Raw genomic sequence first — 23,330 nt, forward strand, 5'->3', positions numbered from 1 at the left:
TGCAACCTCCCCTTTTTGTTAACTGAAGTACTTGAGTTTGAGACTGACCAGGCCTTCGAACGTTCGCCGGGCCAGGGCCGATTTCTTCAGGACAAAGTCGAAAATCAACTCCCAGTCGAGGAGGAAAATGATCAGAATGCGATACGTCCCGAAGTCGAGCCCCATCAGCAGCCCGATGCCCGTATGCAGCATGTACGCCAGCACCAGCAGCGCGTTCTGGTACCATTTGCCCAGGATGATGAAAAACAGGGCCAGTTCGGTCGAGACGGCCATGATCGACAGGAGCATCATCAGGAACGGATGATCGGACAAGTACAGCCCGACCTCGTTCCAGAAATTACTGGTCTGGTAGTTACCGTACGTGTGGGCGTGCATCCCGAAGCCGTCCTTCCACTTGTGCTCTTCGGTAATGGTATTCTGCCCGTAGAAAAGCTGCCGGTCTTCGTTGGCGGCGCGGGGTTCTTCCGACAGGTAGTAGCCGAGGGTCTGTCCATCGAGCCATTTAAAACCCGTGTACCGGAATTTGGAAAGTCCAGCCGAAAGGTAAACGACCGCCAGCAGCAGCAGAATCAGGCGCTTTCCCCACAGCGACGCGTGCATGTCGGCAAAGTAGGTGAGCACATCGGTTTTCTGACGCACGTCTTTCTTGAAGAAGTAAAGCAGCAGGCGGTCGACCGAAAAACTCAGTGAGCCGGGTGCAAAGGCCAGAATCAATAGGATCTGACTGATGGGGGCCATTTCGTGATCGAAAAACCCGACGCTGTACAGAATCGCACTTACGTAAATAGAGCCCAATCCACTGAAAATCAGATTGAAACGCGTCAGAAACCCCACCGCCGCCATGAACAGCGACGCGGTTAGAAGCAGGTAGAAAATCTCGAACTGCGCGGCATTTTCGATGGAAGGGAAGGGCAGCAGGTGCGCAATGGGCGGCAGGTCGTACGTGCCGTCGGTCAACTCCAGGTTGAGCATGTTCCGCGAGCGGGCGTAGACCTGACGAACAATCCCGATGCACAGAAAGAAGCGGAGGATGCCTAGCGTATTGACGCGCGTTTCGCTGAAGAAGTAATTAGAGAGTCGTTCCTTCCAGGTATTCATGGGCTTCCAGGTTGGGCGTGTAGGTGTGAGTGAATTTTTTAGCGTTGACGTCGTACGTACCCACCACCCGTTTTTCGACCGGATTGCGGGCTTCGTCCAGTCTCCAGACCTCCAGCCGAATCGACTTCAGGTCGTAGGTCGTGCTGGTGTCAGCGATCGGAAGCGCCTCGGTATAGGCCGTGAAGTAAGACGACAGGCGCTCTTCAAGCTTGGCCGGACTGTCGTTCGGGCGGCTGCCGAACGGCGAGTAGTCGTAGCACGAACCGTATACTTTGGAGAAGAAGTACCGGCCCGAAGGCACCAGGTCACGTTTCCCGAGGTTTAACGGAAGGTCAACTTCGGCGGCGGCGGGCGTCTCGCCGATGTAACGGAACGCATAAAATTCGGTGCCGTCTCCGATGTAGTGCCCGAACATGGGGGCGCAGGTAAAGGGGTAGCTCTCCAGCCCCGTGACCACCACAAACAGATTGGGAAGCAGGAAAAGAACAATCACCAGGATGGCATAGCGCTTTTTTCCTTTTTTGGAAATCATAGGTGTTGCCGGTTAATGGGTTGATGTTGAGTTGGATACAGATGCCTGAAAAGAGGAGTGATCGCTGAAAAGATTAGGTTCTGACGGTCCACTTTACGGGCACAGGGCCTCTAGGAATGTACAATATACAAAATTAGGTTATGCAAGCCAGGCACCGCCACGGTTTCTACGCCGGTGCTTGCGAGTGCGAATCTACCAACCCGTTTCCGATTGCGCATGATAAGGCGCCCGATAACCGCTAACTATTCGCCGAAGTGATGTTACAGCGATAGGCTAGCGGTTATCGGGCGCTTTGAGGATCAATTCTTTCGCGGGGCAAACTTCCCCGCCCTTCGCGCCAAGCGCGCTACTCTATGCGCTTATTCACTCCTGAGTGAATGTACCGGATTGGCTACGGCCGCTTTGATCGACTGAAAACTGACGGTCAGGATGGCGATGAGCACGACCAGGACGCACGGCAGCGCAAACAGCCACCAGCTGATGCCGATCCGGAAGGCGAAGTGTTGCAGCCACTGGTGCATGGCGAAGTAGGCGAGGGGGACGGCCAGTACGAAGGCGACCAGGACGAGTTTGACAAAGTCGCGGTAGAGGAGCTGGAGAATCTGCGGGACGGAAGCCCCCAGCACCTTGCGGACCCCGATTTCTTTCGTGCGTTGCGCGGTGGTGAACGACGCAAGTCCGAACAACCCGAGGCAGGCCACGAAAATGGCTAACCCGGTGAACACGCCGAAGACTTGCCCGAAGCGCTGGTCAGCCCGGTACTGCGCGTCGAAGTGGTCGTCCAGAAAGTAATACTCGAACGGATTGCCGGGGAAAATCTGATCCCATCCCGCATGCAGGTGCGCGATGGTTTCCTGCAGGTTGCTGGTCGCCACTTTCACCGAAAAGGCCCCGTGGACGCCGGGGATGCAGCGGAAGATGAGCGGCTCGTAGGTTTCGCGTAGTGATTCCTGGTGAAAATCGTCCACCACGCCGACGACTGTGTAGGTCGCGCCCCAGAACTCAATCTCTTTATTCAAAGCGTCGTCCGGGTTGTCGAAACCTAGTTGCTGCACGCCCGTCCGGCTGAAAACGACGGTGCCGGGATCGTTGCCGTATTCTTCTCCAAATTTCCGGCCGGCCAGGAGTTTGAGTCCGTAGGCGTCGAGGAAATCGTAGTCGACGGCGATCACCCGGTACTGTTTGCTGTCGCTCGCGTCCTGTCCTTTCAGGCGGATGCCACCCGCATTCCAGCCCACCGCGCCACCGGGCACCGCACTGGACGCCGTGATGCTCCGGATCGCGGGGTAGCGCAGCATTTCCTGTTTAAAGGCCTGCTTGTCGCCTACGTAGATGGAGTCCTGACGGCTGCGGATGATGGGTGCCTGAATCACGAGCGTCTGGTCGATGTTGATGCCCAGGTCCTGATCCCGCATGAAGGAAATCTGCCGGAACACGGCCAGCGTCCCGATCAGCAGAAACAGCGAGGCGGCAAATTGCAGGACGACCAGCCCCTGCCGCAGGCGGTTGCCCCGGTGCGACGTTTTCATGGAGCCCTTCAGCACCGTTGCCGGGTTGAAGGCCGACAGAACAAACGCCGGATACAAACCCGACAGAAACGCCCCGACCAGGTAGAGCGCCAGCAGCGACACCCAGAATAGCGGGGTGCTCAATAACGAAAACGAAAGCTCTTGCCCGGAGATTCGGTTGAAGGCGGGCAGGGCAACCACCACCAGCAGAATCGCCAGCACGACGGCCAGCGCGTTCAACACGGCCGATTCCATCAGAAACTGCTGGATCAGTTGCGAACGCAGCGACCCCACCGACTTGCGGATGCCGACCTCCTTGGCGCGGTTCATGGCGCGAGCGGTGGCGAGGTTGATGTAGTTGACCCAGGCGATGATGATGATGAAAAAGGCGATGCCCAGCAGCAGGTAGGTGGCGGTGCCGTCGCCGTTCGGCTCGGCCTCCATCATGTAGTGTGAATAGAGGTGGATGTCGGGGAGCGGTTGCAGCAGGTACACCGCGTCGGCGTCGTACTGCGCCAGATCCTCGCCGATATTCGCTTCCACGTAATCCGAAAACTTGGCTTCCAGGGCTTTGGGGTCGGTGCCGGGTTGCAGCAGTAGGTAGGTCATGCAGCCGTCCCACATCCAGGCTTCGTCGGGATTGTTGTCGGGGCCGACCTGTTGCACGAAGGTTGCGTACGAACGCAGCATGTCGAACTTCAGGTGTGTGTTGGCGGGCAGATCGGCGTACACGCCCGTTACCTTGGCATCCACTTCTTCGTTCAGCCGCACGGTTTTCCCCAGCGGATCTTCGTCGCCAAAAATGTTCCGTGCCGTTGAGGCCGATAGCACAACCGTGTTGGGTTCGGTCAGTGCCGTCGCCGGATTTCCCTGCACCAGCGGATACGAAAACACCTCGAAAAAGGCGGACGAAGCGAAATAAATCTTCTCCACCTTCAACTTATCCTCCCCGTACCCAACCACGAGGGAGCCGGTCGGCACTACTTTTACGTACTCCTCCACCTCTGGAAAGGCGTCTTTGAACGAGTTGCCCACTGCATACGCGCCGGCGGCCCATTGCGTGCTCAACTCCCCTTTGTCGTAGCGATCCTGCTGCACGCGGTAAAGATTTTCCTTCTTCGTGTGGAAGTCGTCGTAGCTCAGTTCGTAGCGCACGTACTGCAAAATCAGCAGACAACAGGCAATGCCGATGGCCAGCCCGAATAAGTTGATGAGCGAATAAAACCGCTGCTTCAGCAGGCTGCGGACGGCGACGAGGAAATAACTTTTGAGCATGAGGAGAAAGATTACAGGTAAGCGGATGGCAGGTTATACATAAGATGCTGCGGGTGGGCCTTTGGTTGCAGGTAGAGCGGTGAATTGTTGAAATAAATTATGAGAGAAGAGTTGAAAGTTTAAAGCTCAACGACTGTTGGCGTTAGCGATCTAGGAAAGGGCTCCGGATAAAGACAACGGAAGTAGCAAAACGTTACAGCAAAAGCTTTCTTTTTTACTTCGCACCTCAGACTTCGCACTTCACTTTTGGTTATGTCCCAGTCGACCAACGGCCGCTTTTGTTCACTTTCAAGCCTGGGCGACCCCACCTAGGCGGCCCCACCGTCGGACGCCTTCTCTGTTAAGGCCTACGCCCCGCCTTATTCACTCATTCAGTGATTCATTCATTCTCTCATTTCTTTACGCTCCGCGCAATTCACTCATTCTCTCATTCAATGATTCATTCATTTTTTAGCGAGTCCACCGGATTGGCCTGGGCGGCGCGGAGGCTCTGGACGCTCACCGTCAGCCAGGCGATCAGCACCATCAGGACGCCCGTCAGCAGGAACAGCCCCGGACCGAGCGGCATGCGGTAGGCGAAGTCGTCGAGCCAGCGGTCGAGGAGCCAGTAGGCGAGGGGAGCCGCCACCAGAAAGGCCAGCCCCACCAGTTTCAGAAAGTCTTTGGAGAGCATCCCCACCAGATCGGTCACCGTCGCGCCCAGCACCTTGCGGACGCCGATTTCCTTCGTGCGTTGTTGCGTGGCGTAGGCCGCCAACCCGAACAGGCCCAGGCAGGCCACGAAGATCGATAGCCCCGCGAAGGTGGAGAAGATGCGCGCGAGCCGCACTTCCGACCGGTAGAGTTGATCGAAGGCGTCGTCGAGGAATTCGTATTGAAAGGCGTAGCCTGGAAAGAATTCCTGCCAGACCTGTTCGGCTTGCCGGACGGCCGGTTGGATTTGCCCCGGCGCGAGCCGCAGTGCGTAGTATTCGGAGTAAGGATAGAGGCTCAGCACCACCGGACGGATGCGGGTTTGCAACCCGTGTTGATGGTAGTCCTGCAACACGCCGATGACGGTGCCGCGTGGTGCGCCGGAGGGCGACTCGATGGTTTTGCCCAGCGCCGCTTCTGGCGTTTCCCAGCCCATCTCCCGCACGGCCGTTTCGTTGATCAGCAGCGGGTTCTGGATCGTAATCGTATCGACCGGAACGCGGTCACGGCCCACGGCAAAGTCGCGTCCGGCCATCAGGTCCAATCCGTAGGTTTTGACGTAGTCGTGATCGGCCGGGACGAACTCGACCGACATGCCCGCCTCGCGCGGCCGTCCTTCCGGAAAACAGATTTGCCCGCCCCATCCCGCGTAGCCGGGAGGCGCGCCGGTCGCCGACGCGACTTCCACCCCGGGAATCCGTTGCAGCGATGCCATCAGGGCGTCGCGTTGCTGATAACGCAGCGGGCCGGGCGTGGTGCCGGCTTCTAAGATCAGCACCTGTTCGCGGTCGAAGCCCAGCGATTGCCCCTGCATGTAATCGACCTGTTGCAGCACCACCAGCGTGGCGGCGATCAGCACACCCGACAGCGCAAACTGAAACACCACCAGTCCGTGCCGCAACCGCCCGCCGCGTCGGCTGGTCGAGAACGAGCCTTTCAGCGCTTCGGCGGGCTTAAAACCCGACAACACCGCCGCTGGGTACAACCCCGCAAGACCACCCAGGACGACCACGAGGCAGAAGGTAAAGAGGAGAAGGGGCGGAGCCAGTAGATCGCTCGACGTAAAGGCCTGTTCGGTCAGTTGGTTGAAGTAAGGCAGCGCCAGCAGCATGAGTTGAAACGCCAGCACCACCGCCAGGCCGCACAGCACGACCGACTCGGTCAGGAACTGCGCGATCAGCGCACGGCGGCTCGAACCGACCACCTTTCGCAGGCTTACCTCCTTGGCACGCTCCACCGACCGGGCGGTCGCGAGGTTCATGTAGTTGATGGCCGCCACGGTCAGCACGAACAGGGCCACCGCTCCCAAAAGGTAGAGGTAGCGCCGGTCGCCGCTTGGCCCGAGGCCGTTGCCCCAAGGCGAAAAGTAGATCTCCTGCACCGGCTGCAGACCCAGGTTCATTTCGTACCCAATGGCGCGGATGTCGTCGCCCACCTTGCGCATGGGTAGGGCCTGTATCTTGGCTTCAAATGCGGCTACGTCCACCTGAGGTCGCAGCAGCACGTAGGTCCAGATGTTCAGGTCGAACCAACCCGACGCAAACTCCTCCTCGCAGTAGCCCGGGCTGAGGCTGCACAGGGTACCGAACGACACCAGTCCAGAGAAGGCAAGGTGCGACGGACCGGAAGTAGGGTCCAGCACGCCCGTCACCGTCAGGGCCGTGGAATCATTCACCGTCAGCACTTGGCCCAGCGCCTCCCGTTCCGGAAAGTATTTCGCGGCCAGTGCGGGTGTCAGCACAATCGAGTTCGGCGCTTGCAACGCCGTGGCCGGATCACCCTTTGCCAGCGGGTAAGTGAAGGTCTGAAAAAAGGTAGGTTCCGCAAATAGCAGCTCCTCCGCCGCATGCACGCCTTCGTGCAGGAAAAACGGGTGCCATGGCCGCAGATACGTCACCGCTTCCACGTCCGGGTAGTCGGCGGCCAGCGCCCGCCCCTGCGGCCAGCCGGTCGTCGAGTTGGTGCTATAGCTTTCTTCGCCGGTCTGCCGCACCTGCGTCACCACCCGAAACAGCCGGTCGCCCTTTTCCTGGAAGCGGTCGTAGGCCCACTCGTGGCGCAGCAGTACGCCCAGCAGCAGACAACACGCCATGCCGAGCGCCAGGCCCAGCAGATTGATGAGCGAAAAGACTTTCCGTTTCTTCAGGTTGCGAAGGGTGACTTTCAGATGGTTTCGGAACATGGTTAAAAGGCTTTCAGGTCAAACGTTTCAGGTGGCAGGTCGGTGTTAGTTCGTTTCTAGATCTCACGATTTTGTCATCTCGAACAACGTGAGAGATCTATTTTCAGAAGTTAGAAGATTTCTCACATACGTTCGAGATGACAGATAGGCGATCGAGATGACAGTAATGTGTGGATGCACCAGCGGCAATGCTCTCCGTCCTCTCCGCCAAGCGCATCGCCCTCTGCGCCTCGTCGCTATTCATTTATTCAATCATTCTATGATTCACGTATTCTGTCATTCACTCTTCAGCGAGTTCACCGGATTGGCCCGCGCCACCCGCCACGTCTGCGAGGCGACTGTCAGCAGTCCGAGCAGAAGCATGATGCAGATGCCGAGAAATAAGATTCCCGCACCGATGTCGACGCGGTTAGCGAGGTTTTGCAGCCACAGTTGGTTGGCGAAGTAGGCGAGGGGCGTGGCGATCAGCACGGCGATGCCGAGCAGTTGCAGGAAGCCGCGCGACAGCAGCAGCACGACTTGCGTGACGTTGGCCCCCAGTACCTTGCGGATGCCGACTTCCTTGACGCGCGTTTCGGCGGTGAAGGTGACGATGCCCAGCAGACCGAGGCAGGCGATTACGACGGCGAGGAACGAGAAGAATCCGACGATGGCGGTCACGTCCTGCAACAGGCCGTAGTTGATTTTCAACTGTTCGTCGTAGAAGTGGTACTTCATCGGGTGCACGGGATCGACCTCTTGCCACTGCGCCTGCAGGCTGGCAATGGCGCTTTGCAGGGCATCTCCCTGCAGCCGCACCTGTGCGTAGCGGAACAACGCGGGGCGGTACTGCACGATCAGCGGCCGGATCGGTTCGATCAGCGTGCCGTATTGGAAATCCTTCAACACCCCGATTACCTGCAAGGTCCGCTCTTCCGCCCCTTCGGGCATGTCGCGCACGACAAGCTCGGCCCCGAGGGCCTGTTCGGGACTCGCGAAGCCGTAGTGCTGCACCGCCTGTTCGTTCAGGAGCGCGTAATGGGCCGCCGTTTCGGGTTGCGCGTCGTCGTAAAGGCGACCGGCCACCAACGGAATCTCCAGGTTGTGGAAGAACCGGGCATCGGCGGCAAAATCGTTCAGGTTCTCGAATTCCGTCTTGCCCGGCCCGCGCACGTCGAGCCCCGACGTAAACCCGGTGCTGGGCACGTAGTAACTGCCCGACACCTCCGCCACCTGCGGCGACTTCAGCAGTGCGGTCCGTACGCGCTCGTAGTCGTTGCCCTGCAGCGAAATGTTCACGACGTTGTTCTGATTGAAGCCGTAGGCGAAGTGGAGGAAGTGCTGCACCTGCTGGCGGAGCAGGAGCGTGCTGATGATGAAGACCAGCGAGAGGCTGAACTGCACCACGGTCAGCACCTTGCGCAGGGTGAGTTTGCCGGGACGTTGCGCACTGAACCGCCGCAGCACCTGGATGGGCTGGAAGCGCGTCAGGTAAAGCGCCGGGAAAATCCCGGCCAGGATGCCCACACCCACGGCAAACAAAATAAACCATCCGTATACGTCCCATTCGGCCGTCAGGTCGAGTTTCAGGTATTGGTTGAACCAGAGTTGCGTGAAGGCAGGCTTGAGCGCATTCAGCAGCGCCACCGCCAGTACCAGGGCCAGCAGCGCGGTCAGCACGGCTTCGCCCATAAACTGCACGAACAGATGGCTCCGCAACGCACCGGTCACTTTTCGTACGCCTACCTCTTTGGCTCGCGTCAGCGCCCGCGCGACGGTCAGGTTCGTGTAGTTCAGCGCGGCGGCGCTCATCACCAGAAAGGCCAAGAACGCCAGAAAATAGTACGCCTCAATGGGCAGCGCGATGCTGATGGGGTTGTTGTACAGATGGCCGGGCGTGATCTCGGCCAGCGGCCGGAACGAAAACTGAAATTCGTTCAGATCCGACAGCGGTTGGAGGTACCGCTTCGCCACCCCGTCGAGGGCCGCCTGCAACTGGTCAGGCGTCTGGTCTTCGCGCAGCAGCACGTAGGTATACGTCTGAAAGAAATTGCGCCAGTCGTTCAGCAGGGAGGGGCGGATGCCTTCCCGCTCCAGCGACGCCAGTGTGGACGCCGACACGAGCGACTCCATCGGCAGGTGCGAGGGACGAGGCGTCTTTTTCAGGATGCCCGTCACCGTAAACGCACCCAGCGGCACGCTTTCGCCTTCCGTATCTTCCACCGCCAGCGGATGCAGGTGCCGGTCTTCGAAGGCGAAGGTTTTGCCCATCGGGTCCTGTCCCGGAAAGAGCAACGCCGCCGCTTCTGCACTTAGCACAATCGAACGTGGTTCGCGCAGCGCCGTCAGCGGATTGCCCCGTTCCAGTTCAAAACTAAATACCTCGAAGACAGACGAGTCGGCGTAGAGGCCACGCAACGTCGTCGGTTCGCCCACCAGCGCATCGCCCCCGAAACCCGTCATCAGGTGCGTCACCCGTTCGGACACGGCGTAGTCCTGCGTCAAGGCTTCGGCCAGCGGTCCGGGCGTCGTGTTGGAGCGGGCGTTTTGCGGGGAGGGCTTCGCCAGCACCTGATAAATCCGGTCGCCCTTTTCGTGAAAAGAGTCGTATTTCCGCTGGTTGTTGACGATCTGGATCAACAGCAGGCAGACCGACATGCTGACGGCCAGCCCAAACAGATTAATGAACGAGAAGGTGCGGTGTTTGCGCAGGTTGCGCAGCGCCACGCGCAGGTAGTTGCGGAACATGGTCTTGAACTAGGATGTAGCGGATAAGGTGATGGACTATGATGGAAAGAATCAGGAATTCGTTGAAAATAAGGCTGAATGCAAGCAGGAAGTAGCCAAACCCAGCTCATCGCCAAGCATCAACTCAGCTACCTCACCGTTCAAGCCTATGCATTCACTGCCCACTGAATACGGCCCCCCGCACTCTCTGCGCCTCGCGCTATTCACTTATTCTATGATTCAGTGATTCACTCATTTCACTACTCGCTTCTCAGCGAATTCACCGGATTGGACGTGGCGGCGCGGACGCTCTGGTAGCCCACCGTCAGCCAGGCGATCAGAAGCGCGAGGATACCGGTCAGGACAAACACCAGCGGCGAAAGGGGCATGTGGTACTCGTACTGATCGAGGAACTGTTGCGTCAGCCACCAACCTAGCGGCGTGGCGACGACGAAGGCAATCAGCACGATTTTCGTGAAGCTGTTCGACAGCAGCACCAGCAGATGCGGCACCGAAGCGCCCAGTACCTTGCGGACCCCGATTTCCTTGCGGCGGCGCTCGGCGGTGTAGGAGGCCAGCCCGAACAACCCGAGGCACGAGATGAAGATGGCGATGAAGGCGAAGTAAGAGGCCAGTTTGCTGACCAGCGTATCGGAGCGGTACATGCGCTCAAATTCCTGATCCAGAAAGTTGTATTCGAACAGGTAGTCGGCATCGTAACGGTTGTGCAGCGCCTCCAGGCTGGCCAGGGCGGCTGGCGTCTCGCCCGGTTGCGTGCGGACCATCACCATCCACGTGTTTTCCGGGCGCAGCGTCAGTACCAGCGGCTCAATGGCCGCGTGCAGGTTGTTGCTGTGGAAGTTCTTCACCACGCCGATGATCTGCCCCTTCCGGTCCCAGAACGTGATGGGTTGCCCGACCGGGTCGTCGAAACCGAGGAGCCGCGCCGCCTCTTCGTTGATCAGGATGTTGGACGTATCGGTCGAGAACGCCTGCGAAAAGTCGCGCCCCGCTTTCAGTTGAATGCCGGCCGTGGGCAGAAAATCGTAGCTGATCTGCACCACCTGAAACAAAATCTTCGTCTCGGGATCTTTCCCTTCCCACTCCAGCCCCTGCGTGGAACTGCCGACCGAAAGCGGATTCTGGTTGGAAAGCGCCACTTGCTGAATGCCGGGCATCTGCCGCAGGTCGGCCTTGTAAGCGTCGAAGTGTTCCTGCACCCCCGGCGTAACCGGGAAGTAAATGAGATTCTCGCGGTTGATGCCCAGGTCCTTTTTCTTGATGTACTGGATCTGCTGGTAGACCACCACCGTCGCGGCGATCAGCACCATCGACAGGACGAACTGAAACACCACCAGCCCCTGCCGCAGAAACGCCGCCCCGGACCCGACCCGGAAGGTGCCTTTCAACACGCTGACCGGGTTGAACGAGGAGAGGTAGAACGCCGGATAGAGCCCGGCCAGCAGTCCGGTAAAGAGGACAATCCCGGCCAGAATCAGTAGAAAAACGAAGTTGTCGTACGGTACCGCCAGCGCTTTGTCGGTGAGTTCGTTGAACGAAGGCAGCATAATTTCCACTACCAGGAGGGCCAGCAGCGTGGAGAGAAACGCAAGCAGAATCGACTCGCCCAGAAACTGCCCGACAAGCAGGCCGCGCTCGGCCCCGATGGCTTTGCGGACGCCCACTTCCTTGGCCCGGCGGGTGGAGCGGGCCGTGGCCAGGTTCATAAAATTGATGCAGGCGATGAGCAGAATGAAAAGGGCCACCACCACGAAGAGCTGCACAAAAACGATGCGCCCGCCGGTCTGCTGGCCTTCTTTAAACTCGCCGTGCAGGTAGGATTCCGGAAACGACTGCGCAAACAGCGTGACCACCGAGCCTTCGTTCCGTTGCTTGACGAAGTCGGCGATCTTCTCGTTGACGGCCTCGGGCGAAGCGCCGTCGGCCAGTTGAATGAACGTGCGGATGCCGTTGTTGCCCCATTCTTCCAACCAGGTGTTTTCTTTCATGTACACTTCGAACGACAGCAGAAAGTCGAACTGGAACGAAGACGTTTTGGGCACGTCGGCAAAAACGCCCTGCACCGTGTAGACCTCTTTGTTGTCCAGCTGAAGCGTTTTGCCCAGAGCTGCCTGCGCGCTCCCGAAGTACTTTGCGGCGAGGGCTTCCGACAGGGCAATGGACGAAACGTCGTTCAGCACCGACTTCGGATTGCCCACCACGAACGGAAACGTAAACATCTCCAGAAAGTCCGGGTCGGCATACATGCCTTCTTCTTTAAACCGCTGATCTCCCACGCGAAACAGTTTGGTGTCGCCGCCCCACGTGGTGCGTGTGGCGTGCGTCACTTCGGGAAGCTCGTCTTTCAGCGCCTGCGCCAGCAGGCCCGGCGTCGCGGCGAAGGTGAACAACTGCCCGGAGTACGTCTGGTTCTCCATGATCCGGTAGAGCTGATCGCTGTTCGTGTGGAACCGGTCGAACCGCAGTTCGTCGCGAACCCACAGCAGGATGAGCAGGCTGGTGGCCAGGCCCAGGGTCAGACCGGCGAGGTTCAGAAACGTGTATCCTTTCTGTTTCCAGAAGTTGCGAAGGGCGGTAACGAGGTAGTTGCGCAGCATAGAGAACGCGGTTTAGGGGACGAGTGCGCTAGGGCCATGCCAAGAAGTCTGCCAATCTGCGTGGAGGGGGCGCAGACGGGCCAAACCCTGTTCGGTCGGTCGGCCAGTGTCCAGATTCGAACGCCGGGTGTGCGCAGACGGACAGCAGGTGTGCGCAAACCTTTGGAATGCCCGGCGAGCGCACATTTTATGCAGTTGGGTAAAATTTTGATAATATTGAAGATCTTTCACGGTTGAAAGTCGCGGCAACGCTACCCGATTCTAAAAGACCTTTTTGTTTGTGGCTGGGCAAACTGCTAGAGACGTGTCGAATCATTCCCCTTTGCTGTCTGATGCACACCTGTGGGCTCGGTTTCAGGCGGGCGACCGGGAAGCCTTTGCGGCCATTTACCAGCGTTACGGCAAACTTCTGACGCAGTACGGCATGCGGCTGGTGCACGACAAGGAGCGCGTGCGCGATGCCGTCCAGGACCTGTTCGTCTACCTGTGGGAAAAGCGGATGCGCCTGGGCGCGGTTCGCTCGCTGCCGTCCTACCTGCTCATCAGCCTGCGGCGGCAACTGTTGCAGGCGCGTACGTCGCGCTACGGGGCACTCGGCCTGGAACGGACCGACGAGTCCGCTACCGAAATGTCGGTCGAGCGGCAACTGATTCAGGAACAGGAGCGGGGCCTTGCCCTGCAGCGGCTGACCAAAGCCATGGAGGCGCTGCCCGACCGGCAGCGCGAGGCCATTTTTTTACGCTATTACTGCGAACTGGATTTTCCTGATGTGGCCGAAGTGATGGCCATCAACACCCGCTCGGTCTACAAACTGATGTACAAGGCCATCGAGCACATGCGCAAAAACTTTCCTACGCTCACCTTTTCCCTGATTCTGTTGTGTCTGTTGCTGGGCTAGCGTACGCAGCCGGACGCGTGCAACCGTATCCCGACCGCCTTTCGTGCCCTAGATCAGCCCTTTTTTAGCGCCTCGAAAAAAAAGTTGCATAAGGTAGGGGCACAAACGCGCCCCTTGCTCTCTACCCGTACAAAACGCTCCTCCTAACTGAATGGACTATTTGCAGTTCTCGGTACACGACTTCGTGACCGATCCTTTCTTTATCCGGTGGGTACAACACCCCGACGAAGAGACCCAGGCCTTTTGGACCGCCTGGCTGCGCCGTAACCCGGAGAAAAAATCTTTGCTCGACGAGGCCCGGCAACTGGTGCTGGCCTTCGGCGAAGAGGAAAACGCCTTTTCGGAGGCCGACCTGACCGATCTCTGGCAGACCATCGAAACCCGTACGCAGCCCGCCCGCCCTGTTGTGTCGCTGTGGCGCCGCCGGTGGCAACCGCTGGCGGCGGCCGTAACGCTGTTGCTGGCGGCAGCCGTGGCGCTGTATTACTACCGGGTCGAGTACCGCTGGGTCGAGTACCAGACGGCCTTCGGCGAGCAGAAGGAAATCCAACTGCCCGACGGTTCAACGGTCATTCTCAACGCCAACTCGCGCTTGCGGATGCCGAAAGCGTGGCCCACCGACGCCCCACGGCAGGTGTGGCTGGCCGGCGAAGGCTACTTCGACGTGGTGCATACAACACATCATCAACTGTTCCAGGTCCTGACCGACGAGGTGACCGTCGCGGTGCGGGGCACCCGGTTCAACGTCTGGCAGCGCGAACGCCAGGCGCGGGTGGTGCTGAACTCCGGGCGGGTAGAACTGACGTCGGAACAGAACCAGGCCCCCCTCGTGATGCACCCCGGCGAGCTGGTCGAAGTGGTGCGGGGCGAATACTCGCACGCGACGCCGGTCGACACCCTGCCGCACATCGCCTGGAAGAACCAACAGCTGGTTTTCCAGGAGTCGCCGGTGCAGGACGTCATCGCCGTGCTGGAAGACAACTACGGCTTCGAGGTGTCGGTGCAGGACTCGACGCTGCTGGAAAAACGCATCACCACCCGGGCCATTCGCAACGACGTGGAGCTGCTGCTCCGCCTGCTGGAAGAATCGCTGGACGTGGAAGTGCAGCGCGACGGAAAGCACCTGCATTTTGTCTCGGCTTCTTCTTCAAAATAACCTTACCTCATCAGTACTTAATCATCTAAATTTCTAGTCTTTTATGCAGCAATCAATACCCATCTATCGCCCATTCCGGTGGCTCCTGTGGGGGATGGCGCTGGCGTTACCCGCCACGGGCAGTATGGCGCAGCAGGTAGCGCAAACGCTGGCCTACCAACAGCCGGAAGTGGCGCAGCCGGAAAAGCAACTGACGTTGAAGCAGGCGCTTTCGACGCTCCAGGACCGCCACCAGGTCTACTTTACCTACACCGACGACGTGGTGCAGGGGCAATTGGTCAACTCGCGCAACTGGCTGCAACAGCCTTCGGCCGAAGCCGCCCTTGAACTTCTGCTGGAAGAATTTCACCTGAAATTCAAGAAGATCGACAACCAGAACTACGTCATCAAAATGGCACCGCGTTCGCGCAGCGCCAGGTCGTCCGACGTGCGGAAGCTGGCGCTGACGTCCGTTCCGGCGCGTCCGTCGGTGGCGTTCTCGGCCCTGACGCAGGTACAGGCCACCATCAGCGGGGTCATCACCGACGCCAGCGGCGAAGGGATTCCGGGCGTCAACATCATCGAAAAAGGCACCAGCAACGGAACCATCACCGACGTAACGGGGCGCTATTCCCTGAACGTGGGCGACAACGCCACGCTACAGATTTCGGCCGTAGGCTACCTGTCGCAGGAAGTGGAAGTAGGCGGCCGTAGCGTGATCGACCTGACGCTGGAAGATGACGTGAAAGCACTGGAAGAAGTGGTGGTGATCGGTTACGGAACGCAGGAAAAGAAAGAAGTGGCGGGCTCCATCGCACAGATTTCCAACAAGGAGATCAAAGAGAGCACGGCCATTTCGGTTTCCAATGCCCTGTCGGGGCGGGTGCCGGGCCTGATCGTGAACCAGACGAACGCCGAACCCGGTCGCGACGACGCGCGCATCCTGATCCGCGGCCAGGGAACGACCGGCAACACGGCACCGCTGATCGTCATCGACGGCGTGGCGAACCGCGACGGCATTTCGCGCATCGATCCGAACGACATCGAAACCATTACGGTCCTGAAAGATGCGTCGGCGGCGATCTACGGTGCGCAGGCGGCCAACGGGGTCATCCTGATTACCACCAAGCGTGGTGCAACGGGCAAACCGGTGATCAACTACGCCTTTACGCAGGGCTTTGTGAGCCCCACCCGCAAAATTGAACTGGCCGATGCCGCGCTGTACGCACGCAGCGTCAATACCTGGAGCCAGCAGCAGGGCCAGGCCCCGATCTACACCGATGCGCAGATTGCGGCATTCGAAAACGGCTCGGCCCCCAGCACCGACTGGATCGACGAAGTGTACAAATCGCATTCGGTACAAAACCGCCACAGCCTGACCGTCAACGGTGGCTCCGAAGCGGTGAAGTACTTCCTCTCGGCCGGAACTGCCTACCAGAACGGGCTGATTCAGAGCGACGAAACCACCGGCTACCGCCAGTACAACGTGCGTTCCAACATCGACGCGCAAATCTCGGAGCGCTTCAAGGTGGGATTGGATCTGGCCGGCCGGCGCGAAAACCGGACCTGGCTGCAGTACGACGACGCGACCATCTATGCGTCGACCATCCGTGCGGCCCCCGACCTGCCCGCGACCCTCAACGGCCTGCCGGCCATCGGACGCGAGCGGCAAAATCCCCTGGCCATTGCGCAGGGCCCCGGGTACGACAACCTGAAGCGGAACGTATTTAACGGCACCATGACGGCCAGCTACCAGATTCCGGGCGTGAAAGGCCTGTCGCTGGGCGGTTTTGCGGCCATCGACTTCATCGAAAGCAACTACAAAAAGTGGTTCCAGCAGTACACCTATTACCAGGATAACGACGGCGACGGGCAACCGGAACCGTACAAGGCCGGGCCTTCGCTGGGCGACACGTACCTGCGCGTAGCCGATGCCAACAGCCAGCGCGTGACGCTCAACACCCGCCTCGCGTACGAACGGACGTTCGGGCTGCACGACATCTCTGCCTTTGTGGCCTACGAACAGAGCGAACTGCGCATCGACAGCTTCTACGTACAGCGCAAAGGCTACGAGTCGGACCAGATCGACCAGCTTTTTGCCGGTAGCGCCAACAGCGACAACCAGCAGAACGACGGACGGGCCTTCGAACAAGCCCGTCAGAACTACTTCGGGCGTATTTCTTATACGTTCATGGACCGGTACATCGCGCAGTTCATCCTGCGCTACGACGGCTCGTCCAACTTCATGCAGGGCAAGCAGTTTGGGACGTTCCCCGGCGTAACGTTGGGTTGGCGTATTTCGGAAGAGGCGTTCCTGAAAGGCAACCCCGTGGTAAGCAACCTGAAGCTGCGCGGCTCGTGGGGCATTCTGGGGAACGACCGCATTGCGCCGTTCCAGTACCTGAACGTGTTCAGCTTTGCGGCACCGAACCAGGGGTATGTGTTTGGCGGCAGCGGGGCGAACGTACTGGTGCCGGGCGTGGTGCCCAACCTCAACATCACCTGGGAAACCAAGCGTAGCATCAACGTCGGGGTCGACGCCGGCTTCCTGAAAGACAAGCTGACCCTGTCGCTCGACGTCTTCGCCGACAAGCGCGACAACATTCTGGCACCGCGCAACGTGACCATCCCGGACTACACGGGCATCGACCTGCCCGACGAAAACATCGGGAGCGTGCAGAACCGTGGTTTCGAGGCGCAGGCGCTTTATCGGCATACCACCAACGCGTTCAACTTCAACATCGGGGGGAACCTCACCTTCGCGCGCAACAAAGTCTTGTTCATCGACGACCAGGGCGTGTATCCGGAAGACTACCAGTCGCAGGAAGGATACCCGATCGGCTATACCCTCGGGTATGAGTTCATCGGCATCTACCGGAACCAGAACGACCTGGACACGTATCCCGGCCTGAACGGCACCGCTGTGTTAGGCGACCCGATTTACCGTGACGTGAACGGCGACGGCGAAATTACCAATGCCGACCGCATTCGCCTGAACAACACGGCCATTCCTGAGTTGCAATACGGCATCTCGCTGGGTGCCGATGCCAAAGGATTCGACTTCAATGCGCTGTTCCAGGGGCAGGCGCGGGTGCAGTCGCAGTTGCGCTACACGTTCAACAACGGCAACAACGGCCTGGCCTACTTCCTCGAAAACGCCTGGAGCGAAAGCAACCCCGACGCGCCGCTGCCGGCCTACAACCGGGGCAACACGGTGCTGAGCACGCTGTGGCTGCGTAACGTGGCTTTCCTGCGCCTGAAAAACGTCGAGCTGGGCTACACGCTGCCGAACACGCTGGTGTCGAAAGCGGGTATCCAGAACCTGCGCGTCTTTGTGAACGGCTACAACCTCCTGACGTTCGACCAACTGAAGAAGGACGGGCTGACCGATCCTGAATCGGTGAACATTGAAGCATGGCAGTTCCCGCACACCAAAACGGTGAGCCTGGGCGTGAACGTAACCCTTTAATTTTCTCTGTGATGAAACTCAAGCACATACTATACTTTTCGGTGGCAGGCCTCTCCACACTTCTGTGGTCCTGCTCCGACGATATTCTCGACAAAAAGCCGCTCGACGGCTACAGCGAAGTGGACGTGTTTGCCGACGAGGCTCTGCTGACCAACTTCGTCAACGGCACTTACCTGGGCCTGCGCCACCCGTTTCGCGACGAAAATACGCTGACCGATGGCCTGACCGACAACGCCTACAACCAGCACGGCAGCGCCGTGGGCACCGTCTGGAATTACACGCGGGCGGAAGTAAACCAGGACAACGGCGAGGCCGTCACCAACGAGCTCTGGTCGCACGCCTACGGGTTTATCCGGCGCTCGAACCTGTTTTTCGAAAAGGCGGCTGCGTCGTCCATCGATCCGGAAGCGCTTACGCAACTGTCGGGCGAAATGCAGTTTCTGCGCGCCTACCAGTACTTCGACCTGATGCGCTGGTACGGCGGGGTGCCCCTCATTACCTCGACCTTCGGACTGGACGACGAGTCGTATGCCGTAAACCGGAACACGGCCGACGAGGTAGCGGCGTTTGTGGTGAGCGAATGCGACGAAGCCATCGCCAAGCTGCCTTCCATGTCCGACCCGGGCTACGTGACCGGCCGGGCGTCGGTAGAAGCGGCCATGGCCCTGAAAGCCCGGACGCTGCTGTACGCCGCCAGCCCGCTCTTCAACGCCTCGGGCGACCAGGCCAAATGGACGGCCGCCCGCGATGCCAACAAGGCAGTGATGGAGCTGAGCAGCGTGTCGCTGGTAGAAGATGCCGAAAACTACGGGGAGATGTTTCAGGGATACAATTCGCAGGAGGTGATCTTCGCGCGGTACTTCACCGAGGTGGTGAACCAGGGATGGGGCGCCAACCTCTGGCTTTTCCCGAACAGCAACGGCGGCTGGGCCAACACCACGCCTACCCAGGATCTGGTCGACCACTACGAGCTGACCAACGGCAAACTGCCCGAAGATCCGTCGTCGGGCTATAACCCGCAGGACCCGTACGTGAATCGCGATCCGCGTTTCTACGAATCGGTGCTTTACAACGGCGCGCCGTTCAAAGGAGAGGAGTACGAATACTTTGTGGATGCGGACGATCCGACCAACCCGGAACTGTCGGGCAAAGACTCGCCTTACTCGTCGATCTCTCCCCACAATGCCTCCCGGACGGGCTACAACTTCCGCAAGTGGACGCTAGAAAGCGAAGGCGAATATTCCGGGAACACCGGCCCCTGGATCGTTTTCCGTCTGGGTGAATTTTACCTGAACTACGCCGAAGCGCAACTGGCGCTGGGCGAAGAGGAAGAAGCCCGTACGGCCATCAACGCCGTGCGTACGCGGGTCGGCATGCCCCCCGTCACCGAGTCGGGCGAGGCGCTGGTGGAGCGTTACCGCAACGAGCGGCGCATCGAACTGGTGCTGGAAGACCACCGCTTCTTCGACTTCCGGCGCTGGATGATCGGGCCGGAAGTGCTGAATAAGCCTGCGCTCGGTGTGCAGGTTATCAAAGATGGTACTACCTTGACCTACGATTTTGGAAAAGTAGCCACCGATCAACGCAAATGGAACGACCGATTGTACCTGTTGCCGATCCCTTCGGGAGAGATTCAGCGGAGTGGGTCCAGCCTCAGCCAGAATCCCGGCTACTAAACACTTTGCCGTGTTTGATTGTGATAGCGTAGTAGACTACAGACGAACGGAGGCTACGGCCTCTGTTCGTCTCTTTGTTTAAATTCAGGAGTATGATGAGGCTTCGTTCGATTCGAGTTTGTGGGTTTCGGCACCTGTTGCCGTGGATAGGCAGCATGGGCCTTTTGTTGCAGCACTGCACTTCGCCGTCGCAGTTTCAGGAGACCGACCCGGAGCAGACGGGCGTGCGGTTTCGCAACGAGATTACCGAGACCGAACACAACAACATCATGACCTACGAGTACACCTACAACGGAGGGGGCGTGGCCGTGGGCGATGTGAACGGCGATGGCCTCGCCGACCTGTACTTTTCGGGCAATTCGGTGCCCAACCAACTGTACCTGAACCAGGGCAACTGGCAGTTCCGTGACGTGACGACCGCCGCGCAGGTGGCCGGCCGCCGCGACTGGGCAACCGGCGTGACGATGGCCGACGTCAACGGCGACGGGCGGCTCGATCTTTACGTGTGCTACTCGGGCAATACGCCGGGCGAAGGCGTGAACCGCCCCGTGATCCGTGACCGGCCCCAGCGCGCCAACCAGCTTTTCATCAACCAGGGCGTAAACGCCGACGGCGTGCCCACCTTTGTCGAACAGGCCAAAGCGTACGGCCTCGACGCACCGGGAACGTTCTCTACCCAGGCATATTTTTTTGACTACGACCGTGACGGCGATCTGGACCTCTTTCTCCTGAACCACGCCAACATGTTCTACTCCACGTTCTTCAACGTGAAAAAACTACGGTCGCTGCGGCACCCGTATTTCGGCAACAAACTCTACCGCAACGACCAACAGCATTTTGTGGAAGTGAGCGACGCCGCCGGCATCCACGGCAGCGGCCTCAATTTCGGGCTCAGTGCGGGCATCAGCGACCTGAACGGCGACGGCTGGCCCGATCTCTACGTCACCAACGACTACGACGAGCAGGATTTCTGCTACCTCAACAACCAGGACGGCACCTTCCGGGAAGTGTCGCACACGTTGTTCGGCCACCTGTCCAAGTACGGCATGGGGTCCGACATCGCCGACATCAACAACGACGGCCGCCCCGATGTATTCGTCAACGACATGCTGCCCGAAGACAACCACCGGCAAAAATTGCTGAAGGGTCCCGACGAATACGACAAGCACACCCTGGCGGTGGACAGCGGCTACCACCATCAGTACATGCGCAACACGCTGCAACTCAACCAGGGGCTGGCCCCCGACAGCCTGCCGCGCTTCAGCGAACTGGGGCAACTGGCCGGCGTGGCGAGCACCGACTGGAGCTGGGCTCCCCTGTTTGCCGACTTCGATAACGACGGGCGCAAGGACCTGTTCATCACCAACGGGTACCTCCACGATTACACCAACATGGACTTCCTGAAGTATACGGTGCAGGACGTCGTGGCCGAAGCCAATCGCGAGAACCATCCGGTCGACGTACTGGGCCTGATCCAGCGAATGCCTTCTACCAAACTGAGCAACTATGCGTTTCGGAACGAAGCGGGCCTGCGCTTTTCGAACCAGACCAAAGCCTGGGGCCTGGACCAGGCCTTTATTTCGAATGCCGCTGCCTACGCCGACCTCGACAACGACGGCGACCTCGATTTGGTGGTCAGTCATCTGAACGATCAGGTTTCTCTCTACCGGAACAACCAGGAGCAGCTCCAGAAAAATCATTACCTGAAAGTGAAGCTGGAAGGGCTGGCGCCCAACACCGGCGGCATTGGTGCAACGGTCCGCGTGACCACGCCCGACCAGGAAATTTACCAGGAAGCCTACTTTACGCGGGGATACCAGTCGTCGGTGGAGCCGCTCCTGACCATCGGGGTGGGGGATGCGACTACCGTGCCGGAAGTGCAGGTGGTGTGGCCCGACCAGCGGGTTTCGGTGCTGACGCAGGTAACGGCCGATCAGACCCTGGTGGTGCGGCAGGCCGACGCCCGCCCCGGCACCGCGCCGGTTCCGGTGCCGCCCGCGCCGCTGTTGGAAGACATCACCGCTACGTCGGGACTGGACTTCGTGCATCAGGAAAATGAGTACGTCGATTTTAAATCCGACCAACTGCTGCTCTATCAACTGTCGCGGCTGGGTGGAAAAATGGCCGTCGGCGATGTGGATGGCGACGGTAACGACGACGTCTTTTTCGGGGGCGCGGCCGGGCAATCGGGGCAACTCTACTGGGGGCAGGACGACGGCACGTTCCGACGACAGGCCGACCAGCCCTGGGCCGACGATGCCGCGCACGAAGATGCCGGAGCCACATTCTTCGATGCCAACGGCGACGGGGCGCTGGACCTGTACGTGGTGAGTGGCGGCAGCGAATTTCCGATCGAAGACCGCCGCTACCAGGACCGCCTCTACCTGAACCAGGGGCGGGGGCAGTTTGTGAAGGCCGAGGGCGCGCTGCCTGCCGAAACCGTGAGCGGCAGTTGTGTGACGGCGGCCGACTTCGACCACGATGGCGACCTGGATCTGTTTGTGGGCGGTCGCCTGCAACCCGACTATTATCCGTACACCCCCAAAAGCTTCCTGTTGCGGAACGACTCCGACGGCCGCACCGTGCGCTTTACCGACGTGGCCGCCACGATGAGTGAATCCCTGGCCGGAGCCGGCATGGTGACCGACGCCGTCTGGGCCGACCTCGACGCCGACCAGTGGCCCGAACTGGTGGTGGTGGGCGAGTGGATGCCCGTGATGGTCTTCCGGAACGAAAATGGACGTTTGCAACGGGCCGACGAAGCCGTACTGCACGAAAGCCAGGGCTGGTGGAGTGCCGTGGCGGTGAGCGACGTGGACGGCGATGGCGACCCCGATCTGCTGCTGGGCAACGCCGGAACCAACCTCCCTTTCCAAGCTTCGCCCGAGGAGCCCCTCACGTGCCATACCCTGGACCTGAACCAGGACGGCAACCTGGACCCGATCGTTTGTACCTACGTGCAGGGAAAAGCGTATCCTCTGCCCAGCCGAGACGAATTGTTGCAGCAGGTGAATCCGCTCCGCAAGAAATTTATCCGCTATTCCGACTACGCCGACGCTACCCTGGAGGACGTGATGGGCAAGAACCAGATGGCAGAAGCCCACGTGCTGACCGCCACCATGCTAACCTCTTCGTGGCTCGAAAACCAGGGCGGACGCTGGCACCTGCGGCCCCTGCCGGCCGGGGCGCAGACGTCGATGATCCACGGCTTTGTGCAGGAGGATTTCGACCACGACGGCCGTCCGGAAGTGCTGGCCGCCGGCAACTTTTATCCCTACCGGGTGCAGATTGGCCGGTCCGATGCCAGCACAGGAACCTTGCTCCGCTACCAGGAAGGGGCGCTGCAGGCCGATGCCCAGGTGCGGCTGTGGCTCACCGGCGACATCCGGGATGTGGCCCTGGTCCGCTCGAAACGGGGCGGCACGCGGGTGCTGGTGTCACGCAACAACGCCGCCCCCGGTCTCTACCGGATGCGCCCGACCGGAGAAACAGATCCGCACAAGGCGCACCCCGACCGCAATGCCCTTTAACACGAACACG

The 23,330-nt window shown here is 59.6% G+C and carries 11 protein-coding genes; 5 read left to right on the plus strand and 6 right to left on the minus strand.

Annotated features, from left to right (window positions below; genetic code table 11):
• Positions 1 to 18: 18 nt before the first annotated feature.
• The 6 genes from BLR44_RS03170 to BLR44_RS03195 all read right to left on the minus strand — a co-directional run bounded on the left by BLR44_RS03170 (position 19) and on the right by BLR44_RS03195 (position 12,612).
• Complete coding sequence (locus tag BLR44_RS03170) at positions 19 to 1,098, minus strand: hypothetical protein (protein ID WP_089678865.1); 1,080 nt, start codon at positions 1,096 to 1,098, stop codon at positions 19 to 21.
• Entirely contained in the window at positions 1,070 to 1,630 is a 561-nt protein-coding gene (locus tag BLR44_RS03175) for a hypothetical protein (RefSeq protein ID WP_089678869.1), read from the minus strand. Before BLR44_RS03175 ends, BLR44_RS03170 begins: the two co-directional genes overlap by 29 nt.
• A gap of 359 nt (positions 1,631 to 1,989) precedes the next feature.
• Positions 1,990 to 4,413 (minus strand): ABC transporter permease, encoded by a 2,424-nt coding sequence (locus tag BLR44_RS03180; protein ID WP_089678872.1) that lies wholly within the window; start codon positions 4,411 to 4,413, stop codon positions 1,990 to 1,992.
• A 439-nt stretch (positions 4,414 to 4,852) separates the two neighbouring features.
• Positions 4,853 to 7,288 (minus strand): ABC transporter permease, encoded by a 2,436-nt coding sequence (locus BLR44_RS03185; protein ID WP_089678875.1) that lies wholly within the window; start codon positions 7,286 to 7,288, stop codon positions 4,853 to 4,855.
• A gap of 276 nt (positions 7,289 to 7,564) precedes the next feature.
• Positions 7,565 to 10,015 carry an ABC transporter permease gene (locus BLR44_RS03190; RefSeq protein ID WP_089678878.1) on the minus strand — a complete coding sequence of 817 codons (2,451 nt, stop codon included), beginning with the start codon at positions 10,013 to 10,015 and terminating at the stop codon, positions 7,565 to 7,567.
• 239 nt (positions 10,016 to 10,254) lie between these two features.
• Entirely contained in the window at positions 10,255 to 12,612 is a 2,358-nt protein-coding gene (locus BLR44_RS03195; RefSeq protein ID WP_089678881.1) for an ABC transporter permease, read from the minus strand.
• Between the two features lie 304 nt (positions 12,613 to 12,916).
• Here BLR44_RS03195 and BLR44_RS03200 point away from each other — a divergent pair, with 304 nt between their 5' ends.
• The 5 genes from BLR44_RS03200 (at position 12,917) to BLR44_RS03220 (ending at position 23,320) form a co-directional block, all read left to right on the plus strand.
• Complete coding sequence (locus BLR44_RS03200; RefSeq protein WP_176955879.1) at positions 12,917 to 13,510, plus strand: RNA polymerase sigma factor; 594 nt, start codon at positions 12,917 to 12,919, stop codon at positions 13,508 to 13,510.
• A 151-nt stretch (positions 13,511 to 13,661) separates the two neighbouring features.
• A complete protein-coding gene (locus BLR44_RS03205; RefSeq protein ID WP_089678887.1) occupies positions 13,662 to 14,666 on the plus strand; it encodes a FecR family protein in 1,005 nt (334 codons plus the stop codon).
• Positions 14,667 to 14,709: 43 nt separating this feature from the next.
• Positions 14,710 to 18,114 carry a SusC/RagA family TonB-linked outer membrane protein gene (locus BLR44_RS03210; protein ID WP_089678890.1) on the plus strand — a complete coding sequence of 1,135 codons (3,405 nt, stop codon included), beginning with the start codon at positions 14,710 to 14,712 and terminating at the stop codon, positions 18,112 to 18,114.
• An 11-nt stretch (positions 18,115 to 18,125) separates the two neighbouring features.
• Complete coding sequence (locus BLR44_RS03215) at positions 18,126 to 19,790, plus strand: RagB/SusD family nutrient uptake outer membrane protein (protein WP_176955880.1); 1,665 nt, start codon at positions 18,126 to 18,128, stop codon at positions 19,788 to 19,790.
• A gap of 92 nt (positions 19,791 to 19,882) precedes the next feature.
• Positions 19,883 to 23,320, plus strand: coding sequence for a VCBS repeat-containing protein (locus BLR44_RS03220; RefSeq protein ID WP_089678896.1), 3,438 nt, complete (start codon positions 19,883 to 19,885; stop codon positions 23,318 to 23,320).
• Positions 23,321 to 23,330: the final 10 nt, after the last annotated feature.

The organism is Catalinimonas alkaloidigena, from assembly GCF_900100765.1.
GTDB lineage: Bacteria > Bacteroidota > Bacteroidia > Cytophagales > Flexibacteraceae > Mooreia > Mooreia alkaloidigena.

What these genes read in the sequence shown, in the direction of transcription:
- BLR44_RS03170 (WP_089678865.1), bottom strand. Translation starts at nt 1,098, where the DNA reads ATGAATACCTGGAAGGAACGACTCTCTAATTACTTCTTCAGCGAAACG.
- BLR44_RS03175 (WP_089678869.1), bottom strand. Translation starts at nt 1,630, where the DNA reads ATGATTTCCAAAAAAGGAAAAAAGCGCTATGCCATCCTGGTGATTGTT.
- BLR44_RS03180 (WP_089678872.1), bottom strand. Translation starts at nt 4,413, where the DNA reads ATGCTCAAAAGTTATTTCCTCGTCGCCGTCCGCAGCCTGCTGAAGCAG.
- BLR44_RS03185 (WP_089678875.1), bottom strand. Translation starts at nt 7,288, where the DNA reads ATGTTCCGAAACCATCTGAAAGTCACCCTTCGCAACCTGAAGAAACGG.
- BLR44_RS03190 (WP_089678878.1), bottom strand. Translation starts at nt 10,015, where the DNA reads ATGTTCCGCAACTACCTGCGCGTGGCGCTGCGCAACCTGCGCAAACAC.
- BLR44_RS03195 (WP_089678881.1), bottom strand. Translation starts at nt 12,612, where the DNA reads ATGCTGCGCAACTACCTCGTTACCGCCCTTCGCAACTTCTGGAAACAG.
- BLR44_RS03205 (WP_089678887.1), top strand. Translation starts at nt 13,662, where the DNA reads ATGGACTATTTGCAGTTCTCGGTACACGACTTCGTGACCGATCCTTTC.
- BLR44_RS03210 (WP_089678890.1), top strand. Translation starts at nt 14,710, where the DNA reads ATGCAGCAATCAATACCCATCTATCGCCCATTCCGGTGGCTCCTGTGG.
- BLR44_RS03215 (WP_176955880.1), top strand. Translation starts at nt 18,126, where the DNA reads ATGAAACTCAAGCACATACTATACTTTTCGGTGGCAGGCCTCTCCACA.
- BLR44_RS03220 (WP_089678896.1), top strand. Translation starts at nt 19,883, where the DNA reads ATGATGAGGCTTCGTTCGATTCGAGTTTGTGGGTTTCGGCACCTGTTG.